21 protein-coding genes are annotated in these 20,254 nt (G+C 38.4%); 10 read left to right on the forward strand and 11 right to left on the reverse strand.

Going from position 1 to position 20,254, the window contains the following annotated elements:
* Positions 1–2 precede the first annotated feature (2 nt).
* From DRF67_RS07255 to DRF67_RS07275, 5 genes are all read right to left on the reverse strand, one after another.
* Complete coding sequence (locus DRF67_RS07255; protein ID WP_115927630.1) at positions 3–830, reverse strand: cell wall anchor protein; 828 nt, start codon at positions 828–830, stop codon at positions 3–5.
* Positions 831–1,420: 590 nt separating this feature from the next.
* Positions 1,421–2,545, reverse strand: a complete 1,125-nt coding sequence (hemW, locus tag DRF67_RS07260) for a radical SAM family heme chaperone HemW (RefSeq protein ID WP_115927631.1) — start codon at positions 2,543–2,545, stop codon at positions 1,421–1,423.
* Positions 2,546–2,595: 50 nt separating this feature from the next.
* Positions 2,596–3,546 (reverse strand): PorP/SprF family type IX secretion system membrane protein, encoded by a 951-nt coding sequence (locus DRF67_RS07265; protein WP_115927632.1) that lies wholly within the window; start codon positions 3,544–3,546, stop codon positions 2,596–2,598.
* A 51-nt stretch (positions 3,547–3,597) separates the two neighbouring features.
* On the reverse strand, positions 3,598–4,671 hold the full coding sequence (locus tag DRF67_RS07270; RefSeq protein WP_165851754.1) for an RluA family pseudouridine synthase: 1,074 nt from the start codon (positions 4,669–4,671) through the stop codon (positions 3,598–3,600).
* A gap of 74 nt (positions 4,672–4,745) precedes the next feature.
* A complete protein-coding gene (locus DRF67_RS07275; protein WP_115927633.1) occupies positions 4,746–5,846 on the reverse strand; it encodes a PASTA domain-containing protein in 1,101 nt (366 codons plus the stop codon).
* 156 nt (positions 5,847–6,002) lie between these two features.
* Between DRF67_RS07275 and DRF67_RS07280 the strand changes: the two genes are divergently transcribed.
* The 3 genes from DRF67_RS07280 (at position 6,003) to DRF67_RS07290 (ending at position 8,521) form a co-directional block, all read left to right on the forward strand.
* Positions 6,003–6,992: a D-alanine--D-alanine ligase gene (locus DRF67_RS07280; protein WP_115927671.1), complete on the forward strand. Its 990-nt coding sequence runs from the start codon at positions 6,003–6,005 to the stop codon at positions 6,990–6,992.
* A gap of 84 nt (positions 6,993–7,076) precedes the next feature.
* A complete protein-coding gene (gene coaD / locus DRF67_RS07285; protein ID WP_027373487.1) occupies positions 7,077–7,541 on the forward strand; it encodes a pantetheine-phosphate adenylyltransferase in 465 nt (154 codons plus the stop codon).
* Positions 7,542–7,888: 347 nt separating this feature from the next.
* Complete coding sequence (locus DRF67_RS07290; RefSeq protein ID WP_115927634.1) at positions 7,889–8,521, forward strand: trimeric intracellular cation channel family protein; 633 nt, start codon at positions 7,889–7,891, stop codon at positions 8,519–8,521.
* Between the two features lie 105 nt (positions 8,522–8,626).
* Here the strand turns inward: DRF67_RS07290 and DRF67_RS07295 are convergent, their stop codons facing one another.
* Positions 8,627–9,196, reverse strand: coding sequence for a tetratricopeptide repeat protein (locus DRF67_RS07295; protein WP_115927635.1), 570 nt, complete (start codon positions 9,194–9,196; stop codon positions 8,627–8,629).
* 70 nt (positions 9,197–9,266) lie between these two features.
* The gene (locus DRF67_RS07300) at positions 9,267–9,764 is read right to left on the reverse strand and encodes a dihydrofolate reductase (protein WP_115927636.1); all 498 of its coding nucleotides are present in this window, start codon (positions 9,762–9,764) and stop codon (positions 9,267–9,269) included.
* 75 nt (positions 9,765–9,839) lie between these two features.
* Here DRF67_RS07300 and DRF67_RS07305 point away from each other — a divergent pair, with 75 nt between their 5' ends.
* The 5 genes from DRF67_RS07305 (at position 9,840) to DRF67_RS07325 (ending at position 14,279) form a co-directional block, all read left to right on the forward strand.
* Positions 9,840–10,445 carry a LemA family protein gene (locus DRF67_RS07305; protein WP_115927637.1) on the forward strand — a complete coding sequence of 202 codons (606 nt, stop codon included), beginning with the start codon at positions 9,840–9,842 and terminating at the stop codon, positions 10,443–10,445.
* Positions 10,445–10,873 carry a TPM domain-containing protein gene (locus DRF67_RS07310; RefSeq protein WP_394337863.1) on the forward strand — a complete coding sequence of 143 codons (429 nt, stop codon included), beginning with the start codon at positions 10,445–10,447 and terminating at the stop codon, positions 10,871–10,873. The genes DRF67_RS07305 and DRF67_RS07310 overlap by 1 nt, the downstream gene beginning before the upstream one ends.
* A complete protein-coding gene (locus DRF67_RS07315) occupies positions 10,854–11,666 on the forward strand; it encodes a TPM domain-containing protein (RefSeq protein WP_115927639.1) in 813 nt (270 codons plus the stop codon). The genes DRF67_RS07310 and DRF67_RS07315 overlap by 20 nt, the downstream gene beginning before the upstream one ends.
* A gap of 197 nt (positions 11,667–11,863) precedes the next feature.
* Positions 11,864–12,385, forward strand: a complete 522-nt coding sequence (locus DRF67_RS07320; protein ID WP_115927640.1) for an NAD(P)H-dependent oxidoreductase — start codon at positions 11,864–11,866, stop codon at positions 12,383–12,385.
* A gap of 7 nt (positions 12,386–12,392) precedes the next feature.
* The gene (locus tag DRF67_RS07325; RefSeq protein WP_115927641.1) at positions 12,393–14,279 is read left to right on the forward strand and encodes a monovalent cation:proton antiporter-2 (CPA2) family protein; all 1,887 of its coding nucleotides are present in this window, start codon (positions 12,393–12,395) and stop codon (positions 14,277–14,279) included.
* Positions 14,280–14,422: 143 nt separating this feature from the next.
* Here DRF67_RS07325 and DRF67_RS07330 read toward each other — a convergent pair whose 3' ends face one another.
* On the reverse strand, positions 14,423–15,238 hold the full coding sequence (locus DRF67_RS07330; RefSeq protein WP_115927672.1) for a GIN domain-containing protein: 816 nt from the start codon (positions 15,236–15,238) through the stop codon (positions 14,423–14,425).
* A 222-nt stretch (positions 15,239–15,460) separates the two neighbouring features.
* Between DRF67_RS07330 and DRF67_RS07335 the strand changes: the two genes are divergently transcribed.
* Together DRF67_RS07335 and DRF67_RS07340 are read left to right on the forward strand one after the other, a co-directional pair.
* Complete coding sequence (locus DRF67_RS07335) at positions 15,461–17,602, forward strand: M3 family metallopeptidase (protein WP_115927642.1); 2,142 nt, start codon at positions 15,461–15,463, stop codon at positions 17,600–17,602.
* Positions 17,603–17,776: 174 nt separating this feature from the next.
* Positions 17,777–18,154, forward strand: a complete 378-nt coding sequence (locus DRF67_RS07340; RefSeq protein ID WP_115927643.1) for a YchJ family protein — start codon at positions 17,777–17,779, stop codon at positions 18,152–18,154.
* A gap of 152 nt (positions 18,155–18,306) precedes the next feature.
* Here DRF67_RS07340 and DRF67_RS07345 read toward each other — a convergent pair whose 3' ends face one another.
* The 3 genes from DRF67_RS07345 to DRF67_RS07355 all read right to left on the reverse strand — a co-directional run bounded on the left by DRF67_RS07345 (position 18,307) and on the right by DRF67_RS07355 (position 20,141).
* Positions 18,307–18,957: an FKBP-type peptidyl-prolyl cis-trans isomerase gene (locus DRF67_RS07345; RefSeq protein ID WP_228435757.1), complete on the reverse strand. Its 651-nt coding sequence runs from the start codon at positions 18,955–18,957 to the stop codon at positions 18,307–18,309.
* A 63-nt stretch (positions 18,958–19,020) separates the two neighbouring features.
* Entirely contained in the window at positions 19,021–19,272 is a 252-nt protein-coding gene (locus tag DRF67_RS07350) for a VF530 family protein (protein ID WP_115927644.1), read from the reverse strand.
* A gap of 2 nt (positions 19,273–19,274) precedes the next feature.
* Entirely contained in the window at positions 19,275–20,141 is an 867-nt protein-coding gene (locus DRF67_RS07355) for a hypothetical protein (protein ID WP_185142073.1), read from the reverse strand.
* Between the last annotated feature and the right edge of the window lie 113 nt (positions 20,142–20,254).

The following is a 20,254-nucleotide window of genomic DNA, read 5'->3' on the forward strand; positions in this document are numbered from 1 at the left end:
GATTATTTTTTTGTGGAAAGCAGCTGCTGTACCTGTGCTTTCAGTTCTTTGATCTCTTCAGACTGAGATTTTAACTGCTTATTCTGCTCAATAGAATACAGGGTAAGCTCTTCAATTTTCTCTAAAAGCTTTGCATCCATCTCCCCTAAATTGATTCCCTCTTTCTCCACTTCCTGTGCAGATGGGATATTAGGAAGATGTCCTTTTTCTGAAATGTGTTTTTCTACCTCTTCCAAAGAACGAAGCTTATAGTCCTTCTTGAAAACATAGTCGGCCCATCCGTTGGCTGCAGGACTTTCTACTTTTACCTGTTCTGCTTTTATTCCTTTCCCCACATAAAAAATAAAGTTAGGATCATTGTCATACATTTCTGTCCCCATGGTTACTTTTCCTGTATTGAAAAGGACTAATAAATTTTTATGAACCCCATCAGAAAAACGGACTCTCGAAATTCCCGGTGAGTTCGGTGTACTGGTATCCGAATTGGGATCAATAGCATTGTTGTTATCCATATGGATGTTCAGATTCTGCCCGCTTAAGAGTCTCATCACCGCATCATTCGGCTGAGCCCACTGAGAATAACAGCGGCTGCAAGGCGAAAGCGCCAACTGCAGGTTTCCGGTTCCCGGAGCTCCGCTTCCAATGTTGATACTCTGGCCGTCTAGCTTGAAAGTCTGCTTGTTGTTTTGTCTGAAGACAATCGGCTTGTCATCTGTTGAACCCAGAAAATGGGTTGAAGGGTTGGTTCCGGCGTTTCCGGTAACATTCCAGCTTTGTGCGAAAACACTGGAGGCAGCCATCATAAAGGCAAATATTAAAGTACGTCTCATATTTATATAATTAAGTAGTTTTCGGATAGGTTATTACATTTGCATTAGTTTTGTATCTATAAGTCAAATGTATGTGATTAAAACACCTCATCGGCGTTGTCGTTTCAATCACCATGTCAAATGTCGTGATACACTGCGACAAAACCTGTCGCATTAAAAAAAATAAAAATTTAATTGTCTGTAAGAATTGGATAGTCTTGCAATACCGGCGAATACGAAATATTTCTTCGAGATAAAGTATATTTTACTTCATATCCAGCAATCGAAAAGGATATGATACTGAGATATCCATTAATCATTAAAATTCAATAAGTTAGTAAAACATAAAGAGATTCGTGACCGAAGAAATGAGGCGGCCAAAAATCGGGTCGAGATAATTTTTGTTTCATGATGTTTTGTTTTTTGTAAAAATATCATTTTACTTTCACATCAGAAAGATTTATTTTATAAAATTAAAATCAACCCTCAACAGTTTTTGAAATAGCAAAATATTGAAAAAATTTCCGGGGTCTTATTTGATAATTCTGTTTTTTTCCTCAGATGAAAAACCTAAGCTTTCCGCAGCAAAGCTTTTCACCTATACACCGATATTATACCAGAAACAGATCCGAAGCAATTCCATCGGCCATAAACCAATGCTTTTCAGGAATTTTTAAATGGTCATTTTCAATAATCAATACGCCCTCTTCTATTTTCGGTTTTATTTCAGTCCGGAAATGCTCCTGAACCTGATCTGAAAATTTATTTTTCAGATGGCTAAGATCAACTCCCCAAATGGTCCGTAAACCTATCATAATCATTTCGTTAAACTGATCCTGTTGAGAAAGTATTTCTTCTTCTTTGGCCAGAGTTTTATCTGAAAGTTTTTTGATGTACTGCTGATTGTTGGCAATATTCCAGCTTCTGGTATCAAATCCGTTATAGGAATGGGCAGAAGGGCCGATTCCCAAATACTCCTGATACTTCCAATAGGCAGAATTATGTCTGGAGTAGAATCCGGGTTTTGCAAAATTAGAAACTTCATAATGTTCAAATCCATGATCTTTGAGGAAATCTGACAGATAATAAAACTCCCTGTTCTGTTCCTCCTCTTTCGGGCTTAGAACTTTTCCTTTTGATATCCAGTTTTCCAGAGCTGTTTTAGGTTCCACCGTCAGAGCATAAGATGAAATATGAGGAATTTCCAGCTCAATCGTTTTATAGAGGTTTTGCTTCCAGATTTCAAGATTAGATGTTGGCGACCCATAAATGAGATCAATACTTAAGTTTTCGAAACCAAAATCCTGCGCACGTTTGATAGAGCTTTCAGCTTCAGACGCATTGTGGGCCCGGTTCATCAGTTTAAGGTCCTCTTCAAAAAAGCTTTGCGTCCCGATAGAAAGCCTGTTCACAGGAGTTGCGGCTAGTTGCTTCAAAAAACTCTGATCCAGATCATCCGGGTTGGCCTCAAGAGTGATTTCAATATCTTTTTCAAAGCTGAAATACCGTAAAACCTCATCAATTAAGGAATTGATCTCATCCACGGAAAGAATGGAAGGAGTTCCCCCTCCAAAATACAGGGATTTCAGGGTTCTGTTCTGCAGTTCATTATTTCTAAGCATGATTTCGGCCTTCATGGCACGAATCATTTCATCCTTAAAATTCAGGGATGTGGAAAAATGAAAGTTACAATAGCTGCATTTTTGCTTACAGAACGGAATGTGAATATATATCATAAAAAAAGCTCTGAAAAATTCAGAGCTCAAATTTATTTAAATTAAATTGATTAATATCTATATCCTCTGACATTAATGAAGTTGTCAAAGTTATAACCAAGACCAATCATGAAACTGTTTCCTCCTTCTTTCTGGATATCAGACAGTCCAAGATTATACGTAGCTCCAATCATAAACTTGTTGAATCTCACTTTAACAATGGGAGCGATTTCAAGCTGCTGGCTGTCGAATCTGTTTTGTGCGGCTCTGTAGCTTACCCCAAAAGAGAAGGCATTGATGTCATTATTAAATGTAGCCATCAGGTTATAATCCATAACTCTGGTTGAGTTTGTATTCAGGTTGATCATTGCAGCAGGCGTTAGCATGATGTTATCTGCAATATGCCAGTTGTACCCAAGGTTCAGGAAAAATTTAATAGGAGAAGGTTCGTATCCGTTAACGATTGGTTTATCGTTACCTAACGCGATATCATTGACGGAAACACCTCCAAAAAGGTTTTTATAAGTAGCTGCCAAACCGAAATTAGCATAAGCCATGAAAATATTACTTTCATCACCTCTTAATAACGGGTCACCCTGCTCGTCCGTGTTAATTTTTGAATAGTCAAAATTTCTATTATACAAACTGATACTTGTACCGAATGAGAACTGGTCTCTTCTTTCACCTTCACTACTTAGAGGAATAAAATATGAAGCACCCGCTGTAACACCACCGGAGGATTCTGCTCCGTTACTGTCTCTGAATACTGTAAGGCCGGCACCTACTCTATCGAATATGTTTGCATTGATTCCCACTGATTGTACGTTTGGGGATTCGCTGAATTTTGAAAATTGCTTTTGGTAAATGGCATTGAGCTGTACGTAGTCTGTTTTTCCGTATTGAGCTGGGTTGAACAGGAAGTCACCATCCAAGAGATACTGTTGATAATATGGTAGTGATTCTTGTGCTTTGTATGCATTTGACAAAAGAGCTAAACATACGATAGCATATAGTTTTCTCATAACAAATCTTGATTTCAATTCAACAAATATAAAAAAATTCTCAATATATTTTTAGTTTTCTAAATAAATTCTCCATTTTTTTACGGCATCCGTCATATCTTGAGGCATTGGGCTTTCAAAATATAATTCTTTTTTTGTAGTAGGATGAATAAAGCCCAGGGTATGGGCATGAAGAGCATGTCTTGGAAGAATTTCGAATACGTTTTTAATGAACTGTTTATATTTGGGAAGATTTATTCCTCTCAGAGGAGTATGGCCTTCATATCTTTCATCATTGAACAGGGTATGACCGATATGCCTGAAATGAGCTCTGATTTGGTGTGTTCTTCCTGTTTCTAGTTTACATTCTACCCAGGTCATATATTTGAACCTTTCCAGAACTTTGTAATGGGTAACTGCATGTTTTCCCTGGCTCCCATCCTCATAAACGGACATCTGCATTCTATTTTTAGGGTGTCTTCCGATATGTCCTTTAATGGTACCTTCATCTTCCTGAAGGTTCCCCCATACAAAGGCCCAGTACAACCTTTTGGTAGTCCTGTTAAAAAACTGCTTGGCTAGGAAACTTAAGGCATATTCATTTTTTGCGATCACCAGCAATCCTGAGGTATCTTTGTCAATTCTGTGCACAAGCCCTACCCTGTCAAGATCAGACTTTTGTCCGTTCTTCTCGAAATGGAAGGCTAAGGCGTTTACCAACGTTCCATCCCAGTTTCCGAATCCCGGATGCACTACCATCCCCGCTTCCTTATCCACCACTACCAGATCATCATCTTCATAGATAATATTAACAGGAATATCCTGTGGAATAATCACATTTTCCCTTGGCGGATGGGTAAGCAGCACAGAGATCTGATCACCTGGCTTTACGCGGTAATTTTGCTTTACCGGATTTCCGTTTACTATAACATTTCCTGCTCTGCAGGTCTGTGAAATTTTATTTCTTGAAGAATTTTGTCTGTATATCAGCAAAAATTTATCAATTCTCAGTGGCTCTTGTTTGGCATCAACAGTGATATTAAGATGCTCATACAATCCTTTATTTTCCTCATCAATATCGATGTTTTCTATACTGTTGGAGTCTAATAATTCTTCATCCAAAAAATCTTCGTTATCTTCTGACATTATTTTCCTGTTTTTTTACACAAAAGGCCTCAACATTTGCAGTTGAAGCCTGTATTTTTTATATTAATCTGATCTTATTCTACGACTACTTTTTTAGCCTTTGGCTTTTGCACAGGCTGTTGTGTGGTCGTTGCAGACGCGGCCGGCTTAGAAACATTTCCTGCTGGCTGATGATTATTGCCTGCTGCAGCCTTTGGTTTTTCAGCACCTGAAGAGGCTGGCTTGGAAGTGGTTGTCTGGGTTTTAGGCACCTCAGTTTTTACAGCCTCCGTTTTAGGCGTTTCCTTCCTTGGTACCGGAGCTGGAATCACTGGAGGTTCGTAAGTCGGCTCAGAACGTACTTCTTCATAACGTACCGGTGGCAGAGAAGTGTCTACTTTCATACGGTATATAGAATTAAGCTGTTCCACTTTAGCTCTAAGCTCTGCAAGAGTTCTCTTACTGGCCCAAAGGTCGATCTGCATCCCCTGATCACGTACATCTCCCGCTGCAGGATCCTGATAGTAAATGATATCGGACTCATCCTTTCCGCCGTCTTCATGTTCTACCAATCCTACCTCAAACATATTTTTGGCAATAACGGCTCTGGCTTCTTTTACAGAAAGACCCACCACGTTAGGAATTGAGATATTTCTCATAGGACCTGATCCTACTACAACATCAATAACGGAGAATCTAGGTAAACGGGCTCCTGGATTTACAGCATTTCCTTTATACAATATCCTTAAAAGGGCATCTTTCTGAATACTTGGTTCATAAATGGTATCTCCGATTTTAAGACCTACCTGATCCAGCCTCTGGAATGCCAATCCTGAATATTTATTGATCACATCAGGAACCGCAATCTGCGCCCATGTGCGTGGATTTACTTTAAGACGTACCGTTCTTCCATCCTTTACACGCGAGCCCGGTGAAGGATAAATCTGCAGTACCTGGAATGGTCTGTATTTCGGATCATAATTCGTGCTGTCTACCTCATACTCAAGTCCTGTATCATCTAATATTTTAACAGCATCATGTACAGATTTATTGATAACATTGGGAACAGGTATTTCCTGTCCGTGATTGGTATGGTATTCCAACCAGCGAAACGTGAGCCATACCAACCCTACGAAAACACCGATGGCCACTACTAAATTCACTAAAACTTTCCAATTGAAAAGTGATTTAAGCATACTTAAAATTACTTTAATTATAACGGCAAATATAGCTAATAATTTTAGAATGCGCTTTTTATTTAACACAATTCATTTTTGCTTCTAAAATTTCCGGATTTCCCATATTGCATTACATAAAATGATTAAATTTGCCCTAATTGATACTATATGGTTATGAACAAAAAAAGTGTTGCCGTAGTAATGGGAGGCTATTCTGACGAATATAAAGTTTCTTTAAAAAGCGGGCAGTTGATTTATGATTCCTTAGACAGAAATCTCTATGACGTATATAAAGTAGTCATCCTTCAAAATGAATGGTATTTTTTAGGCGAAAACGATAAGAAATATGAGATCAACAGAGGAGATTTTTCTGTCACCCTGAACAATGGAGAAACATTAACATTTGATGTATGCTTTAATATCATCCACGGAACACCCGGCGAAAATGGTATTTTGCAGGCCTATTGGGATGCCATAGGACAATTGTATACCGGTTGCGATTTTTACCAAAGCGCCCTTACCTTTAATAAAAAAGACACCCTTGCTGTCTTATCAAAATATGGAATTCCTTCTGCAAAAAGTGTGTATCTGAGAAAAGGAGAAAGCATTGATATAGATAAAATAGTTGAAGAACTAAAGCTTCCGCTTTTTGTAAAACCCAATCAATCCGGATCCTCACTGGGAATTTCCAAAGTAAAAGAAAAATCTGAACTGATTGCCGCTACAGAAATAGCTTTTAAAGAAGATGACGAAATCCTGATCGAAAGTTTCTTAAATGGAATGGAAGTTTCAGTAGGCGTTATCGACTTCAAAGGAGAGACCATTGTTCTGGGAATTACTGAAATCGTACCGCAAAATGAGTTTTTCGATTATGAAGCCAAATATGAGGGGGCTTCAGAGGAAATCACTCCGGCAAGAATCGATGACGAAACCACAAAAAGAGTGGAAGAAATCGCTAAAAGAGCCTACAACTCCCTTGGGATGAGTGGGTTTTCACGCAGCGAATATATCTTAATGGACGGCATTCCTTATATGCTTGAAATGAATACCAATCCGGGATTCTCTCCTGCCAGCATTCTTCCCCAGCAGGCAAAACATTACGGTATTTCCATTATGGATCTTTGTGGAAATGAAGTTGAAAAAGCTTTAAATAAAAGAAAATAGAAGTTAAAAAATTAGAGACTGTTCGTTTTGAGAATGATAACAAAAGTCTCTTATTGATTATTCAAAACTCATAATGCATACAACATGAAAATTGCTGTTTTCCCGGGATCTTTTGATCCCATTACACTAGGACATTACGATATTATAGAAAGAGCGGCACCGCTATTTGATAAACTAATTATTGCTATCGGTCAAAATTCTCAAAAAAAATATATGTTTCCTCTCGAAAAGAGAATGGAATTTATCCAGAACTCAGTTGCAGAATTCCCCAATGTAGAAGTAGACTACTTTGAAGGACTTACTGTGGACTACTGTTTTGAAAAAAATGCTCAATACATCATCAGAGGATTGAGAAATCCTGCTGATTTTGAATTTGAAAAGGCCATCGCCCACACCAATAGAACCCTGGCGCATAAAAAATTAGAAACAGTATTTTTACTCACCTCATCCGGAAAATCTTTCATCAGCAGCAGTATTGTAAGAGAGATTATTAACCACGGCGGCGAGTACGAGCTCCTGGTACCGGATTCCGTGAGGGTTGAAAGATAATATCATGAATAATAAGTACTGCGCAATGAATATTTTTGATGGCAGAGATTTTATAAAACTTCCGTGAAAGGACTTAGAAATTTTCAATGCCCATCATAAGACAAGATCTGAAAAAGAAAAATTTGCAAAACCTGTATCGCAGTTGATGAAATTGATGAAATACCACTTTAGTTGGAAATTAATGAACAACTTAAATACATAAGTCCGGAAAAAACTTTACATTTAAAATCAGAATGTGAAGGGCTTGTAAAGGTTATGTCCAAATACCAGTTTAAATTTTATCTCATATGTAAGTGGCATAATTTTTATTATTCATTGCTCATTATTCATTACTCATCATCTATTATATGCACGAACAGTTCAATTTTGCCATAGAAGTCCTTGGAACCATTGCATTCTCCATGTCCGGCAGTTTTGCTGCAATGCAAAAGCGCCTGGATCCGTTTGGGGTACTCATTATTGCCTTTGTCACCTCTGTGGGGGGAGGAACTGTTAGGGATCTCCTGCTGGATATTCCTGTATTCTGGATGCATGATCTTCTGATGTGTGTCCTCATTCTGATGACCAGCATTTTCTCAATGATATTCAAATCGCTTGAAAAGAATTTCAAAGTGACCCTGTTTATTTTTGATAGTTTCGGATTGGGACTGTTTACCATTATCGGAATCCAGAAGGGTTTAAATGTAGGCATTCACCCGTTGATCTGTATTGGGCTGGGAACCATTACCGGTTGTTTTGGAGGTATTATCCGGGATATATTGTTGAATAGAATTCCCCTGATTTTCAGGAAAGAGATCTATGCTACAGCCTGTATTGTCGGAGGTTCCGCCTATTTACTGATGACCAGGTACGCCCCGCTGTCTTATACCTTTATACAGATTTTCACGATTCTGTTAATTGTGGCCATCCGTACTTTAGCAGTCAAATACCATTGGCAGATGCCTAAGTTTTATGGATACGATCAAACTTCAGAAATGTAGGTATTCTTCAGAAATAACATGTTACATATGTTTTTGAACCGTTCTCACTTATAAAAACAAAAAAAGTCCTGAAAAATCAGGACTTTTATAGTATATTTTCATTGATTAGAAGAACTTTCCTCTATTTCTCATATTAGGATTATGCATATGCTTTTGCATGGTCGGCATTTTCAGCTGGTCTTTCATCATTTTGATCTGATCGGTCATCATTCCTGCGCTGTCCAGCCTTTTGGCTTCCTCGAGTAATTTTTGTCCTTCCTGTTTTCTTCCTTTAGAGATTGCTGAGGCTGCAAGATTTAAAGTAGCCATCGCCCGGTCGTGCTTCATATTCAATCCGTACTCCAGCGCTTTTTTCATCAAAGGCTCTACTTTTGTCGGATGGTCCTGAGCTTGCGTAAGACCCAGCAGGTAATGGAAATATCCATACTGTGACTGATGAAGCTGGCCCTTATAATCTTTTATCTTTGTCAACCATTCTGCGGCTTTTTCCATGTTCTGTTTTCTCAGTTGCCAGAAAGCAAGGAGAATATATTCATTTTTAAAGAAAAGCACAATCGGGAATGCAGCCAAAAGAAAAACAACAATTCCCCAACCCAGATTTCTTGTGAAAATCATCATGTAAAGTCCTGCCAGGATTAGAATCGCTGCTACTGCAATTTTTATATATTTATTCATTATTAAATTTTAGAAGTGCAAAGATAAAAAATTTAGCGTTTAGAAGCTACAAGTTAGATCTTAGAATTCCTTATGAATCACTCTTTATTTTTTCAAACGTCTGAAAGCAGAAATCATAACCGTTTTTTTCGTCTTTTTCGTGGCAGATTTCATTGGTCTTTTTCCATATTTTCCCATCTATTTTCGGGAAGAAGGTGTCTGCTTCGAGGTCCGCTTTCACCAGAGTTACTTCAAGTCGGTCTACAATATCCATTGTCTGTTCATAAATATTTCCGCCACCAATAATAAAGACCTCTTCATCAATCTTTCTGGCAAATTTCACGGCCTCTTTGATACTTCCTACAATAAGAATACCTTCTTCAAACCAGTCTTTTTTTCTTGAAACAACAATATTTGTACGGTTAGGAAGCGGTTTCCCGATACTTTCATACGTCTTTCGTCCCATAATGATAGGATGTCCTGACGTAAGATCCTTAAAATGTTTCAAATCCTTCGGAAGATGCCAAAGCAACTGGTTTTCAAAACCAATTTCATTTTTCTCTCCCATTGCCACTACTATTGTTGTCATTCAATTATAATTTTTTACAAAATTAGCACATAATTTGTATATTTGATTAGCACAAAAAATTAAAAAAAATAAACTATGAAAAATAAAGGATGTCTGGGCGCAGGAACCATCGGTATAGCCCTCCTTATTATCGTTGTTGTTCTATTCTTCTGGGGAAAAAGCGGCTACAATAACTTTGTAACCAAAGAACAGACCGTTAACACAAAATGGTCGAATATTGAAACTGTATATCAGAAAAGGGCCAACCTTATTCCTAACCTGGAAAGAACGGTAAAATCTTATTCAAAATTTGAGCAGGAAACACTAACACAAGTGGTTGAAGCGCGTTCCAAAGCTACTTCTATCAACATCGACCCAACCAACATGACAGATGCTGATATCGCTAAATTTCAGGCTGCACAGGGAGAATTATCCGGAGCATTAAGCCGTTTGATGGCCGTAGTGGAATCTTACCCGAACTTAAAAGCAGACCAGCAGTACATCAATTTTCAACGTGAATATACCGCTATTGAAAACAGCATCAGAACTGAAACGGTATACTACAACGAGGCTGCCCAGGATTACAACACTTCTATCAAGACATTCCCAAACAATATTTTGGCGAATTTCACTAATTTTAAAGAAAAACCATATTTCAAAGCTGAAGCAGGTGCCAATAAAGCCCCTGAAGTATTCAAATAATGGGTAATTACCTTACAAATAAGCAGATCACTTCCCTTGTGGAAGCGATTCAGTCGGCAGAAGACCATTCTACAGGTGAGATCAGAGTCCATATCGACTCTACGACGGAAGACCATAATGCAAAAACAGCATTTGAAGTGTTCAAAGAACTCTGTATGGATAAAACAACCGATAGGAACGCTGTGCTTTTTCATATCAATTTTGAACAAAAATACCTGACCATCATTGGAGATGTCGGAATTCATGAAAAAGTACACCAATCCTTTTGGGATCATCTGCATGACTATGTCACTGCTGAATTTGCCAAAGGAAACTACTACGCTGCTCTGAAAAGCGCCGTCCTTGAAACAGGCCTTGAACTAAAAAAATATTTTCCTGTAGAAGGAGAAAACCCAAACCAGCTTCCGAATGAAATTACATTCTCTTAAAATAGTATTTTCATTTTTACTCATTTGCTTTTACACCTTCGTATCGGCACAATATACTGTTCCCGAAAAACCAGCAATTCTTTATCCTGTATACGACGAAGCCGGCCTTCTTTCGCAGCAGGAAAAAGATGAACTTAACAATAAACTGATTAAGTTTGCAGACTCTACCTCAACGGAAATCGAAGTGGTTATCATCCGTTCTACCAAGGGCGAAGATGTTAACTTCCTTGCGACCATGTTTGGCCAGAAATGGAAAATCGGGAAAAAGGGAGTAGACAATGGGGTGGTCTTTCTCGTGGCAACAGAAGACCGGACTATGTCTATCCAGCAGGGCAGGGCGGTGGAACAGTATCTTACCGCATCTGTAGCCGGACAGATTTTAGATTATATTGTAACGCCTAATTTCAGGAAGGGACTTTGGTACGAGGGGATTAACCGCGGTACCTCAGCTATTATGGAAGCTGTGCAGGGGAAATTCAAACCTGTAGCTACGACAACGCCTTCCGGTAATGGCAGTGCCTTTAAGGTTCTGATTATTGCCTTTGTGATTTTCATTATTATTGCTATTCTCTTCGGTAACAGAGGAGGTGGCCGGGGCGGCGGAAATTATGATGACGATGATGATGTGATCATCAGCAGAAGAGGACGCAGAAACTACCCCGGAGGATTCTTCCCCTTCCCGGGAGGCTTTGGAGGCGGAGGCTTTGGTGGCGGAAGTTCAGGAGGTGGAGGTTTCGGAGGCTTCGGCGGAGGCGGAAGTTTCGGAGGCGGTGGAGCTTCCGGAGGATGGTAATATCACAAACAAGACTACAATACATAAACAAATCAGGCTCAATGGGCCTGATTTTTTATTTAAAAACGTAAAATACATATGTTTCTTTGATTTATTTTAGCATTAAATGGATTTATACATATTAAAAAAATAATAAATCAGCACAAAAGCCACCTTTTAATCAATATTTTTTCACTATATTTACTGAAAACAGGATTATGAAGAAGACGCTGGTAGTATTTGCCCACCCCTATCTGGAGCACTCCAATTCAAATGTAGAACTCATTAATTTCTACGTTCGCCACCAGCATTATACTTTGAGAGATCTTTACGAAGAGTATCCTGATTTTCATATTGCAGCTTTCAGAGAAAGAAAACGGCTGGCCAACTACGACCGGTTTGTCTTTCAGTTTCCGCTGATCTGGTTTGGAATGCCTCCATTGCTACGATTATGGATTGATGAAGTTTTCGACAGAGACTGGCTGCAGCCCAATCAACATAATCCCCTGGAAAACAAAGAAGTTTACATTCTGGTAACCACAGGCGGCAAAGAAAGCTCGTTCACCAAAGAAGGAACTTACCAATACACCGTTGATGAACTGATCAGCGGGTTGATTGTCTCTCTAAAGGTTTTCAAAGCTGATATCAGACATATTAAAATTGTATATCAGGCCAATAAGCTGTCTAAAAAAGAAATTATCCTACATAAAAAAGAGTTTACAGAACTACTGAATCAATAAATCGCATATGGAATCCAGTTTAGCAATGAGTACATTAATTTTTCTGGGGGTAGCCATTATTATGGTTCCATTGGCCCGGAAATTCGGATTGAGTTCTGTGATCGGTTATATTTTAGGGGGAATTATTATTGGTCCGTATGTTCTACGGCTTACAGGTAACAATGTGAATGACATTATGCACGCCAGTGAATTCGGGGTCATTATGCTGTTGTTTATCGTAGGCCTGGAGCTGGAACCCCGGAAATTCTGGGAAATGCGTAAAAAAATAATCGGTTTGGGGCTTACCCAGATGTTGCTTACCATCTCATTACTCTTTTTGGTTTTCATCAGCGTAGGATGGAGAATTGATAAAGCTGTTGCGGTTGCCATGTGTTTTGCTTTATCTTCTACGGCTATTGTACTGCAGACCTTGCAGGAAAAGAATAATTTTAATACAACGGCTGGAGAAGCTTCTTTTTCTACTTTACTGTTTCAGGATATTTCCGTAATCCCTATTCTGGCAATACTTCCTATTGTCGCCAATTATAAGGCGAAGCACCACGATAATGAAATTCAGATCCTGATCCAGAAGCTGCCGGAGTGGCTTCAGGCAGGAACGGTAATTCTCGGGGTTGCCCTGTTAATATTACTGGGCAGATATGTCTTCGTTCCTTTTTTACGATATGTTTCAAAATCAGGTATGACAGAACTGCTGACAGCCTCTTCCCTGTTTCTTGTGATTGGCGTTTCCGAACTGATGATTGTAATCGGACTTTCCCCTGCATTGGGAGCATTTCTTGCAGGAGTGATGCTCGCCAACAGTGAATTCAGGCATGAACTTGAAGCACAGATCAACCCTTTTAAAGGACTGTTGCTGGCGGTTTTTTTTGTCAGTGTAGGATCAACCATCAATTTTAATATCATTCAAAAAGATCCATTATTTATATTCAGTACGGTCTTTGCGGTACTGGCTGTTAAATTTGCTGTGCTGTATGCGATTGGCAGGTTTTTCAGGGTAGACACCTCGCAGAGCCTTTTTTATGCATTTGCCCTTTCCCAGGTAGGAGAATTTGCATTTGTACTGATTAATTACGCATCGGATCTTTATCTTTTAGGCCCTGAAATGAATGCACAGATGATGGCTGTTACAGCAATTACCATGTGTATTACCCCCATTCTTTTGATCGTTAATGACAAGTTTATCACTCCTAAATTCATAAAGGAAATTCCTGAGGAGGAAAATGATTTTAATATTCTCGACAATACTGTTACCCAAAAGAAAATTATCATTGTAGGGTTTGGACATTTTGGAAGTACGGTAGGGCGGCTTTTAAAAGCGAATAAAATATCAGCCACGGTTTTAGACAGAGACTCGGATCGGGTGAAGCTGTTACGAAGCTATGGTTTTAAAGTATATTATGGCGATGCAACAAGAATTCCCATTTTACGGGCAGCAGGAATTGAAGAGGCTGAGATTTTGGTCTTATGTCTTGATGATCCTGATGATAATAAGTTTGTAGCAGATCTTGTTCGTGAGCATTACCCTAAAGTGAAAATCTTTGTGAGGGCAAAAAACAGAATTGATGCTTATGACTACCTGAATAACGGGATCAATAATATCTACCGTGAAACATTAGGAACGGCAGTGGACATGGCTGTCGATGTCCTGCATGAAACAGGAATGAGAAAGTATGCAGCGAGACGTCTTGGACAAAGATTCATGGCTATTGATAAAGCCTCAATCCGTAAACTGGCCAAAATGGACGATGACGATGATATTGCTTTATTTACCACAAAAGAAATCCTCCAGCGTGAGGAGGAATTATTAGCATACGATAATCTTAATTTTGATAATAAAAACTGGGAAGGATCCCCATCTGCAGATGAAGAAGATGAGGATGATTCCCAAAATTGATTTATTGAATCACTGCTCAGAATAATTTTCTGATCTAACCATTTTGAAGTGATGGGATGGAAGAGGAAATGTATGAAAATTATCAATGAGATCTTTCTCTAAGATCATCCAAACCTCTATCTTCCATTTTCCAGTCGCTGCTGTTATTGAATGTTCACACTTCCACCGCTGCTTTCTTCTTTTGTAACGTTTTTAAGCTCACCTTTTCTCACGATGTCTACACTACCCCCGGAAGAAGCTCCCGCTTTAACAGAGGAAACGGCACCGATGTTGATACTCGCCCCGCTGGATGCATCAGCTTCTACATGATCTGCAATAACAGCACCAGCTGAGATACTGCTTCCGGAAGAGGAGGTAATATCAGCATTTTTTGCTTTTCCGGAAATATCTATACTTGATCCTGAAGAAGATTCAATATCCAGATTCACCGCCCATATTTTTCCACTGAAATTACTGCTGCTGCCCGCATTGATTTCAAAATCATTCGCTTCAAGATCTCCTGAAACGCTGCCTGCACTTGATATTTCTACAGTTGTTTTCTCTTGGGTAAATTTATCTTTTACCATAATACTTGCTGCAGAACCTGCGGTAAGCTTGGAAAAGTCTTTTGCATAAATTTTTGCTTTTACCTTATTGCTGTTCATCACCCTGATACCTGGCTTATAATGAATATGCAGCTTCCCGCCGTCATTGTCTACTAGAATTTCATTGATAATACTCTGAGGAGCAGAAATCTCCACTCGTTCTGTCTCTGACTTTATGACTTCTGCTTCTATCGCCTGAGAAACCTCAATTTCATCGAAATCCCCATTAAATTCTTTATGCTGTAGCGGCCCACTGTCATTCGTGACAACTTTTTCTACCCAGTTGCTTTTCTCTCTGTTTCTTTTCTCATGTTTTTCGTTGCATGAGGCTAACACCACTAAGGCCGAAAAAATAAAAAGGCTCTTTGTTTTCATATATATTGTTTTATCGATTATTCTTCTGATTCTTTCTTTAATTGACAACTAATTTATAAAAAATATTACATTACATTTAAAAATACTGTAAATGGCTGTAAATGGATCTATGATTCAGAACATTTCAAGGTCCTCAAAAACAGCATTTGAAAAATACATACAGCCCAAAAAGCTTTATGAAGTAAGTTTTTAATATCTTTATACTTTAATAACAACTATTTTATGAAGAATATTTCATCGGTATTATTAATTTCTGCCTTGGCGTTCAACCAATCTTGTACTACAATGAAACAGACCGATACTCAACAGGAACTTCCTGCCCCGGATCCCTCTTTAGCTTCAAATCCTTTTATGAAGAAAAGCAAGCTTCAATACGAAGCTCCGGAATTCGACAAAATTAAAAATGAGCATTTCAAACCGGCTTTTGATTATGGCTTGAAGCAGCATGAGGCTGAAATCATAAAAATTGCTAACAATCCTGATGCGGCTACTTTCGAAAATACAATTGTGGCGTTGGAAAAAAGCGGTGAAGTGTTGAGAAGGACTCAGATTGTTTTCTCCAATCTTACCAGTGCTAATACCAATCCTACCCTACAGGCTTTGGATGAGGAATATGCACCCGTTTTTGCAGCCCATTCTGATAAAATGTACCTGAATGAGAATCTTTATAAAAGAATAAAATCCATAAAAGAAGACGGTCTTGATTCTGAAAGTAAGAGACTGGTACAATATTACAAGCAAAACTTTGAAATTGCAGGAGCTAATCTTTCTGCAGCTGATAAAGAAAAGCTGAAGCAGATCAACCAGGAAATGGCCTCATTATCCACTCAGTATTCCAATAAATTGCTGGAAGCAAGAAAACAGGGAGGTGTATTCTTTTCTGATGCCAAAGAACTGGATGGGCTTTCAGCGGATGAAATTGCAGCGGCGGCGGCAGATGCTAAAACTGCCGGACAGCCAGGAAAATATCTTCTGGCTTTACAGAATACAACCCAGCAACCACTTTTACAGAATCTAAAAAACAGGGGTACCAGAGAAAAACTATTCAAAGCATCTTGGCTAAGAGCTGAAAAAGGAGATGCCAACGATACCCGTGAAACTATTGAAAAACTGGCTAAGCTGAGACTGAAAAAAGCTCAGATCCTGGGCAAGAAAAACTTTGCGGAATGGAAACTTCAGGATCAGATGGCCAAAACTCCGGAAGCCGCTACCAAGCTGATGAATCAGATTGCGACCCCGGCAGTGGAAACAGCAAGACGTGAGGCCAAAGATATTCAGGATCTTATCGATCAGCAGAAAGGAGGTTTCAAAGTGGAGCCATGGGATTGGACATTCTATGCCGAGCAGGTAAGAAAAGCAAAATATGATCTTGACGAAAATCAGATCAAACCTTATTTTGAAATCACAACGGTTCTGGAAAAAGGCGTTTTCTTTGCTGCTGAAAAATTCTACGGACTGACATTCAAAAAAAGAACAGATCTTCCTGTGTATCATCCTGATGTAGTAACTTATGAAGTCTTCGATCATGACGGAAAATCCATTGCCATTTATTATCTGGATTTCTATACAAGAGATTCTAAAAACGGAGGTGCATGGATGAGTAATTTTGTTGAACAGTCTTATTTAATGGGAACTAAACCTGTGATTGTCAACTGTTATAATTATCAGAAACCTGCTCCGGGAAAACCTTCATTGATCAGTTATGATGATGTTTCTACCATTTTCCATGAATTCGGGCACTCTATTCATGGCATGTTCGCAAGTCAGAAATACCCGTCACTTTCGGGGACCAATGTTCCGAGAGATTTCGTAGAATTCCCTTCACAGATCAATGAACACTGGGCTCTAGACCCTGTCGTACTGAAAAACTATGCAGTTCATTATGAAACAAAACAGCCGATTCCACAGGCATTAGTGGAAAAAATTAAAAAGGCAGCGACATTCAATCAGGGGTATATGACCACCGAATTGGTTTCTGCTGCTGCATTGGACATGGATTGGCATACAGTAACTAATGAAAGCCAGCTGATTCCGGTTCTGGATTTTGAAAAACAATCCTTAGCCAGCCATGGATTCAATTTGGCAACGGTTCCGCCAAGATATCACACGCCTTACTTTGCCCATATCTGGGGTGGCGGATATTCTGCAGGATACTATGCCTATTTATGGTCTGAAACCCTGGACAATGATGCGTGGGAGTGGATCAGTAAGAATGGCGGGCTAACCAGAGAAAATGGCGACCGTTTCAGAAAGTATATTCTTTCGGTAGGAAACTCGGTAGACCTGAATCAGGCATTCAGAGATTTCACGGGACATGATCCGGATATCAAACCTTTATTAAGAAACAGAGGGTTTATAAAATAAATCAGTGAGAAGCATTCTTTTAAGAGTGCTTCTTTTTTATTCCAAAATATTAATTTCAATTACGGTAATAAGTTTCGGCTAAAGCCATTGGATTTTTGTTCTATTATTTTAAATGGGCTAAAGCCCATTTCTATTGATATTTCTTATTTTTGTGGCTCGAAATTAAAATACAATATGAATTGTCCCTGCTGCTCAGGAAAAAGTTATGAAGAATGCTGCAAGCCTTATCATACCGGAGAAAAGCATGCTCCTACTGCAGAAGCCCTGATGCGTTCGCGTTTTTCTGCTTTTGCAATTCCCAATGGAAACTACTTAATGGAAACGACACTTCCGGGAAAAAGAAAGTATCACCGTAAGGAAGATCTTCAGGAATGGGGAGAAATCAACGAATGGACAAAACTGGAAATCATTCAGACCCCGGCTTTGAATCAGGTGGAATTTAAAGCTTATTATACTGATCAGGACGGCCATCCGCAAATCCATCACGAATTTTCATTTTTTCAGAAAATGCATGACCGTTGGTATTATGTGTCAGGAGAATTTTTAGATTAATACCTCTGAAGAAGCGCGATATCTGCGCTTTACTTCACTTAGAAGGCTCAGATCAGCGATAGGCAGCCCGTCCGGCAAAATTAGAATACCGGATGCTTGATAATTAATATACGGTATAAAAAAATGTCCGAAAAAATCGGACATTTTTATTTTTAGTGAGCATCAGTTCCGTCAATTCCATGAGCATGGCCATGTGCCAATTCTTCTTCTGTCGCCGGACGGGTGTTCAGGATTTCTACCTGGAAATCTAAAACTTTCCCTGCCATTGGGTGGTTAAGGTCTGCTACTACAGCATCCGGTGTGATTTCTACCACAAATGCCTGAAAATTATTCCCCTGATTATCCGTTAAAGGTAAGATCGCTCCCACGGGAGGCGTTCCTGATTCCTTAAACATTTCAAGCGGTAATTGTGCGATAGCATCCGGTTGTTTTTCACCATAAGCTTCTTCAGGCTGGATTACAAAAGCAGCTTTATCTCCCGCCTTCAACCCAAGAATATTTTGTTCAAACTTTGGGATCATCATTCCTACACCGTATAAAAATGTAAGTGGATTTTCTGCGGTTGTTTCTTCTACAAGAATCTTACTTCCGTCCTCTTCAATAGTGTGAAGTATGTAACTTACAGCTACAACATGATTGTTTTCAATTGTCATATTTTTCTTTTTTTCGTGAGCACCTTCACGATTAATGATACAAATATACTGTTTTGAAATGAAATGAGTTTGGAAGCTGGGTATGGAAGAAGGAAGTGATGAATGTCCTAAAGAACTGATTCTTGTTCCTTTTACCTTTATCGGTTTCATAAAACTTATCAGTAATCTCATGAGCTGCCGGCAACTTCCACCCCCTATACTTCAAGCTTCAGTTTATTTTTTATTCCTGCCTTCGTCTCTTTTCTTCTGTCTCAATACAAACAGATACAAGCTCTCTACTTTTGTTCTTGCCCACGGTGTTTTTCTTAAAAACTTCAGGGAAGAGCTTATACTTGGGTTATCTGTAAAACATTTTATATTGATCTGTTCGCCAAGCCTTTCAAAACCTTCATAGTATTCTACGAGTTCCTCAAGGATAGCATCAAGTCTTTTTCCGTGTAAAGGATCTTTGGACTGCTGTTCCATTATTAATCTTTATTTATTGAATCTTGAGTATTCTTATTTTCTGATTTTTTATTTTTCTCCAATTGATAATTTGCTATTTTTTTGAAGTTTTCAGTTTTCATTATAAATGCTCTATCGGATTTACTATTCCATATACTCGCATATTTTTTAGAAATCGTGGTATATGTTTCCCATCCGGTAAGTTTTTGATACAGCATAAGTGTACAAATATCAGTTGGCGTAATTTGCTGCCAGTTATCCAAAACATGTGAATGCACACCACCTGCATTTGCATCTTTACTACTATTATCGATATTGTGTACAATTATTCCTTTATGCAATTTTTCAACATTTTTTATCTCATTTTTATTATTAAAAGTCAATAGATAGTCATTCCCAAAAATTACTATATTATTTACAGAAGCTCCAGTTAAAACGTACACCTTTTTAGAGTTCTTTTTAATGATAGGCACCAAATTAAAATTTGTATTATTATGCCGCTTAAAAATGGTATCATTGTTTATTCTGGTAAGAGCACTTTGTCTGATTGTAAAATAATCCATCTCTGCAGGAGTGAAATCTCTTTCTGACAAATCTACTTTTGCGTTAGTAGGATTATAATTGGTAGGAAAAGAAATAGTAGCAATCACTTTATTCTGTTTAGAGAAGAAAATACTCTTAGGAACATCATCTATATACGAGAAGTATCCTCCAATATTTTCCATATTTTTATAGTTTTCCTTTAATACATCTGTGCCGTACCAGCTTGCCATTTCACTACGATATAAAGTAATACCTTCTTGTGTTACTTCCTCGGATAACTTTTCAAGATTTTGGGCATTGATGCATATACTTAACAAAGCAAATAAAAATGTTAGAAAAAACTTCATGAATATTAATTTTCATCAAAAATACTAATAAAATAAGTCTGCCTGAAAAAGATTTATTCTGGTCATAGACTGAATAATCAATATATATTTCAACCTTCCCTTTTTGTTTCTTA

Source organism: Chryseobacterium pennipullorum (assembly GCF_003384725.1).
GTDB lineage: Bacteria > Bacteroidota > Bacteroidia > Flavobacteriales > Weeksellaceae > Chryseobacterium > Chryseobacterium pennipullorum.

What these genes read in the sequence shown, in the direction of transcription:
- DRF67_RS07255 (WP_115927630.1), bottom strand. Translation starts at nt 830, where the DNA reads ATGAGACGTACTTTAATATTTGCCTTTATGATGGCTGCCTCCAGTGTT.
- hemW (WP_115927631.1), bottom strand. Translation starts at nt 2,545, where the DNA reads ATGATATATATTCACATTCCGTTCTGTAAGCAAAAATGCAGCTATTGT.
- DRF67_RS07265 (WP_115927632.1), bottom strand. Translation starts at nt 3,546, where the DNA reads ATGAGAAAACTATATGCTATCGTATGTTTAGCTCTTTTGTCAAATGCA.
- DRF67_RS07270 (WP_165851754.1), bottom strand. Translation starts at nt 4,671, where the DNA reads ATGTCAGAAGATAACGAAGATTTTTTGGATGAAGAATTATTAGACTCC.
- DRF67_RS07275 (WP_115927633.1), bottom strand. Translation starts at nt 5,846, where the DNA reads ATGCTTAAATCACTTTTCAATTGGAAAGTTTTAGTGAATTTAGTAGTG.
- DRF67_RS07280 (WP_115927671.1), top strand. Translation starts at nt 6,003, where the DNA reads ATGAACAAAAAAAGTGTTGCCGTAGTAATGGGAGGCTATTCTGACGAA.
- coaD (WP_027373487.1), top strand. Translation starts at nt 7,077, where the DNA reads ATGAAAATTGCTGTTTTCCCGGGATCTTTTGATCCCATTACACTAGGA.
- DRF67_RS07290 (WP_115927634.1), top strand. Translation starts at nt 7,889, where the DNA reads ATGCACGAACAGTTCAATTTTGCCATAGAAGTCCTTGGAACCATTGCA.
- DRF67_RS07295 (WP_115927635.1), bottom strand. Translation starts at nt 9,196, where the DNA reads ATGAATAAATATATAAAAATTGCAGTAGCAGCGATTCTAATCCTGGCA.
- DRF67_RS07300 (WP_115927636.1), bottom strand. Translation starts at nt 9,764, where the DNA reads ATGACAACAATAGTAGTGGCAATGGGAGAGAAAAATGAAATTGGTTTT.
- DRF67_RS07305 (WP_115927637.1), top strand. Translation starts at nt 9,840, where the DNA reads ATGAAAAATAAAGGATGTCTGGGCGCAGGAACCATCGGTATAGCCCTC.
- DRF67_RS07310 (WP_394337863.1), top strand. Translation starts at nt 10,445, where the DNA reads ATGGGTAATTACCTTACAAATAAGCAGATCACTTCCCTTGTGGAAGCG.
- DRF67_RS07315 (WP_115927639.1), top strand. Translation starts at nt 10,854, where the DNA reads ATGAAATTACATTCTCTTAAAATAGTATTTTCATTTTTACTCATTTGC.
- DRF67_RS07320 (WP_115927640.1), top strand. Translation starts at nt 11,864, where the DNA reads ATGAAGAAGACGCTGGTAGTATTTGCCCACCCCTATCTGGAGCACTCC.
- DRF67_RS07325 (WP_115927641.1), top strand. Translation starts at nt 12,393, where the DNA reads ATGGAATCCAGTTTAGCAATGAGTACATTAATTTTTCTGGGGGTAGCC.
- DRF67_RS07330 (WP_115927672.1), bottom strand. Translation starts at nt 15,238, where the DNA reads ATGAAAACAAAGAGCCTTTTTATTTTTTCGGCCTTAGTGGTGTTAGCC.
- DRF67_RS07335 (WP_115927642.1), top strand. Translation starts at nt 15,461, where the DNA reads ATGAAGAATATTTCATCGGTATTATTAATTTCTGCCTTGGCGTTCAAC.
- DRF67_RS07340 (WP_115927643.1), top strand. Translation starts at nt 17,777, where the DNA reads ATGAATTGTCCCTGCTGCTCAGGAAAAAGTTATGAAGAATGCTGCAAG.
- DRF67_RS07345 (WP_228435757.1), bottom strand. Translation starts at nt 18,957, where the DNA reads ATGAAACCGATAAAGGTAAAAGGAACAAGAATCAGTTCTTTAGGACAT.
- DRF67_RS07350 (WP_115927644.1), bottom strand. Translation starts at nt 19,272, where the DNA reads ATGGAACAGCAGTCCAAAGATCCTTTACACGGAAAAAGACTTGATGCT.
- DRF67_RS07355 (WP_185142073.1), bottom strand. Translation starts at nt 20,141, where the DNA reads ATGAAGTTTTTTCTAACATTTTTATTTGCTTTGTTAAGTATATGCATC.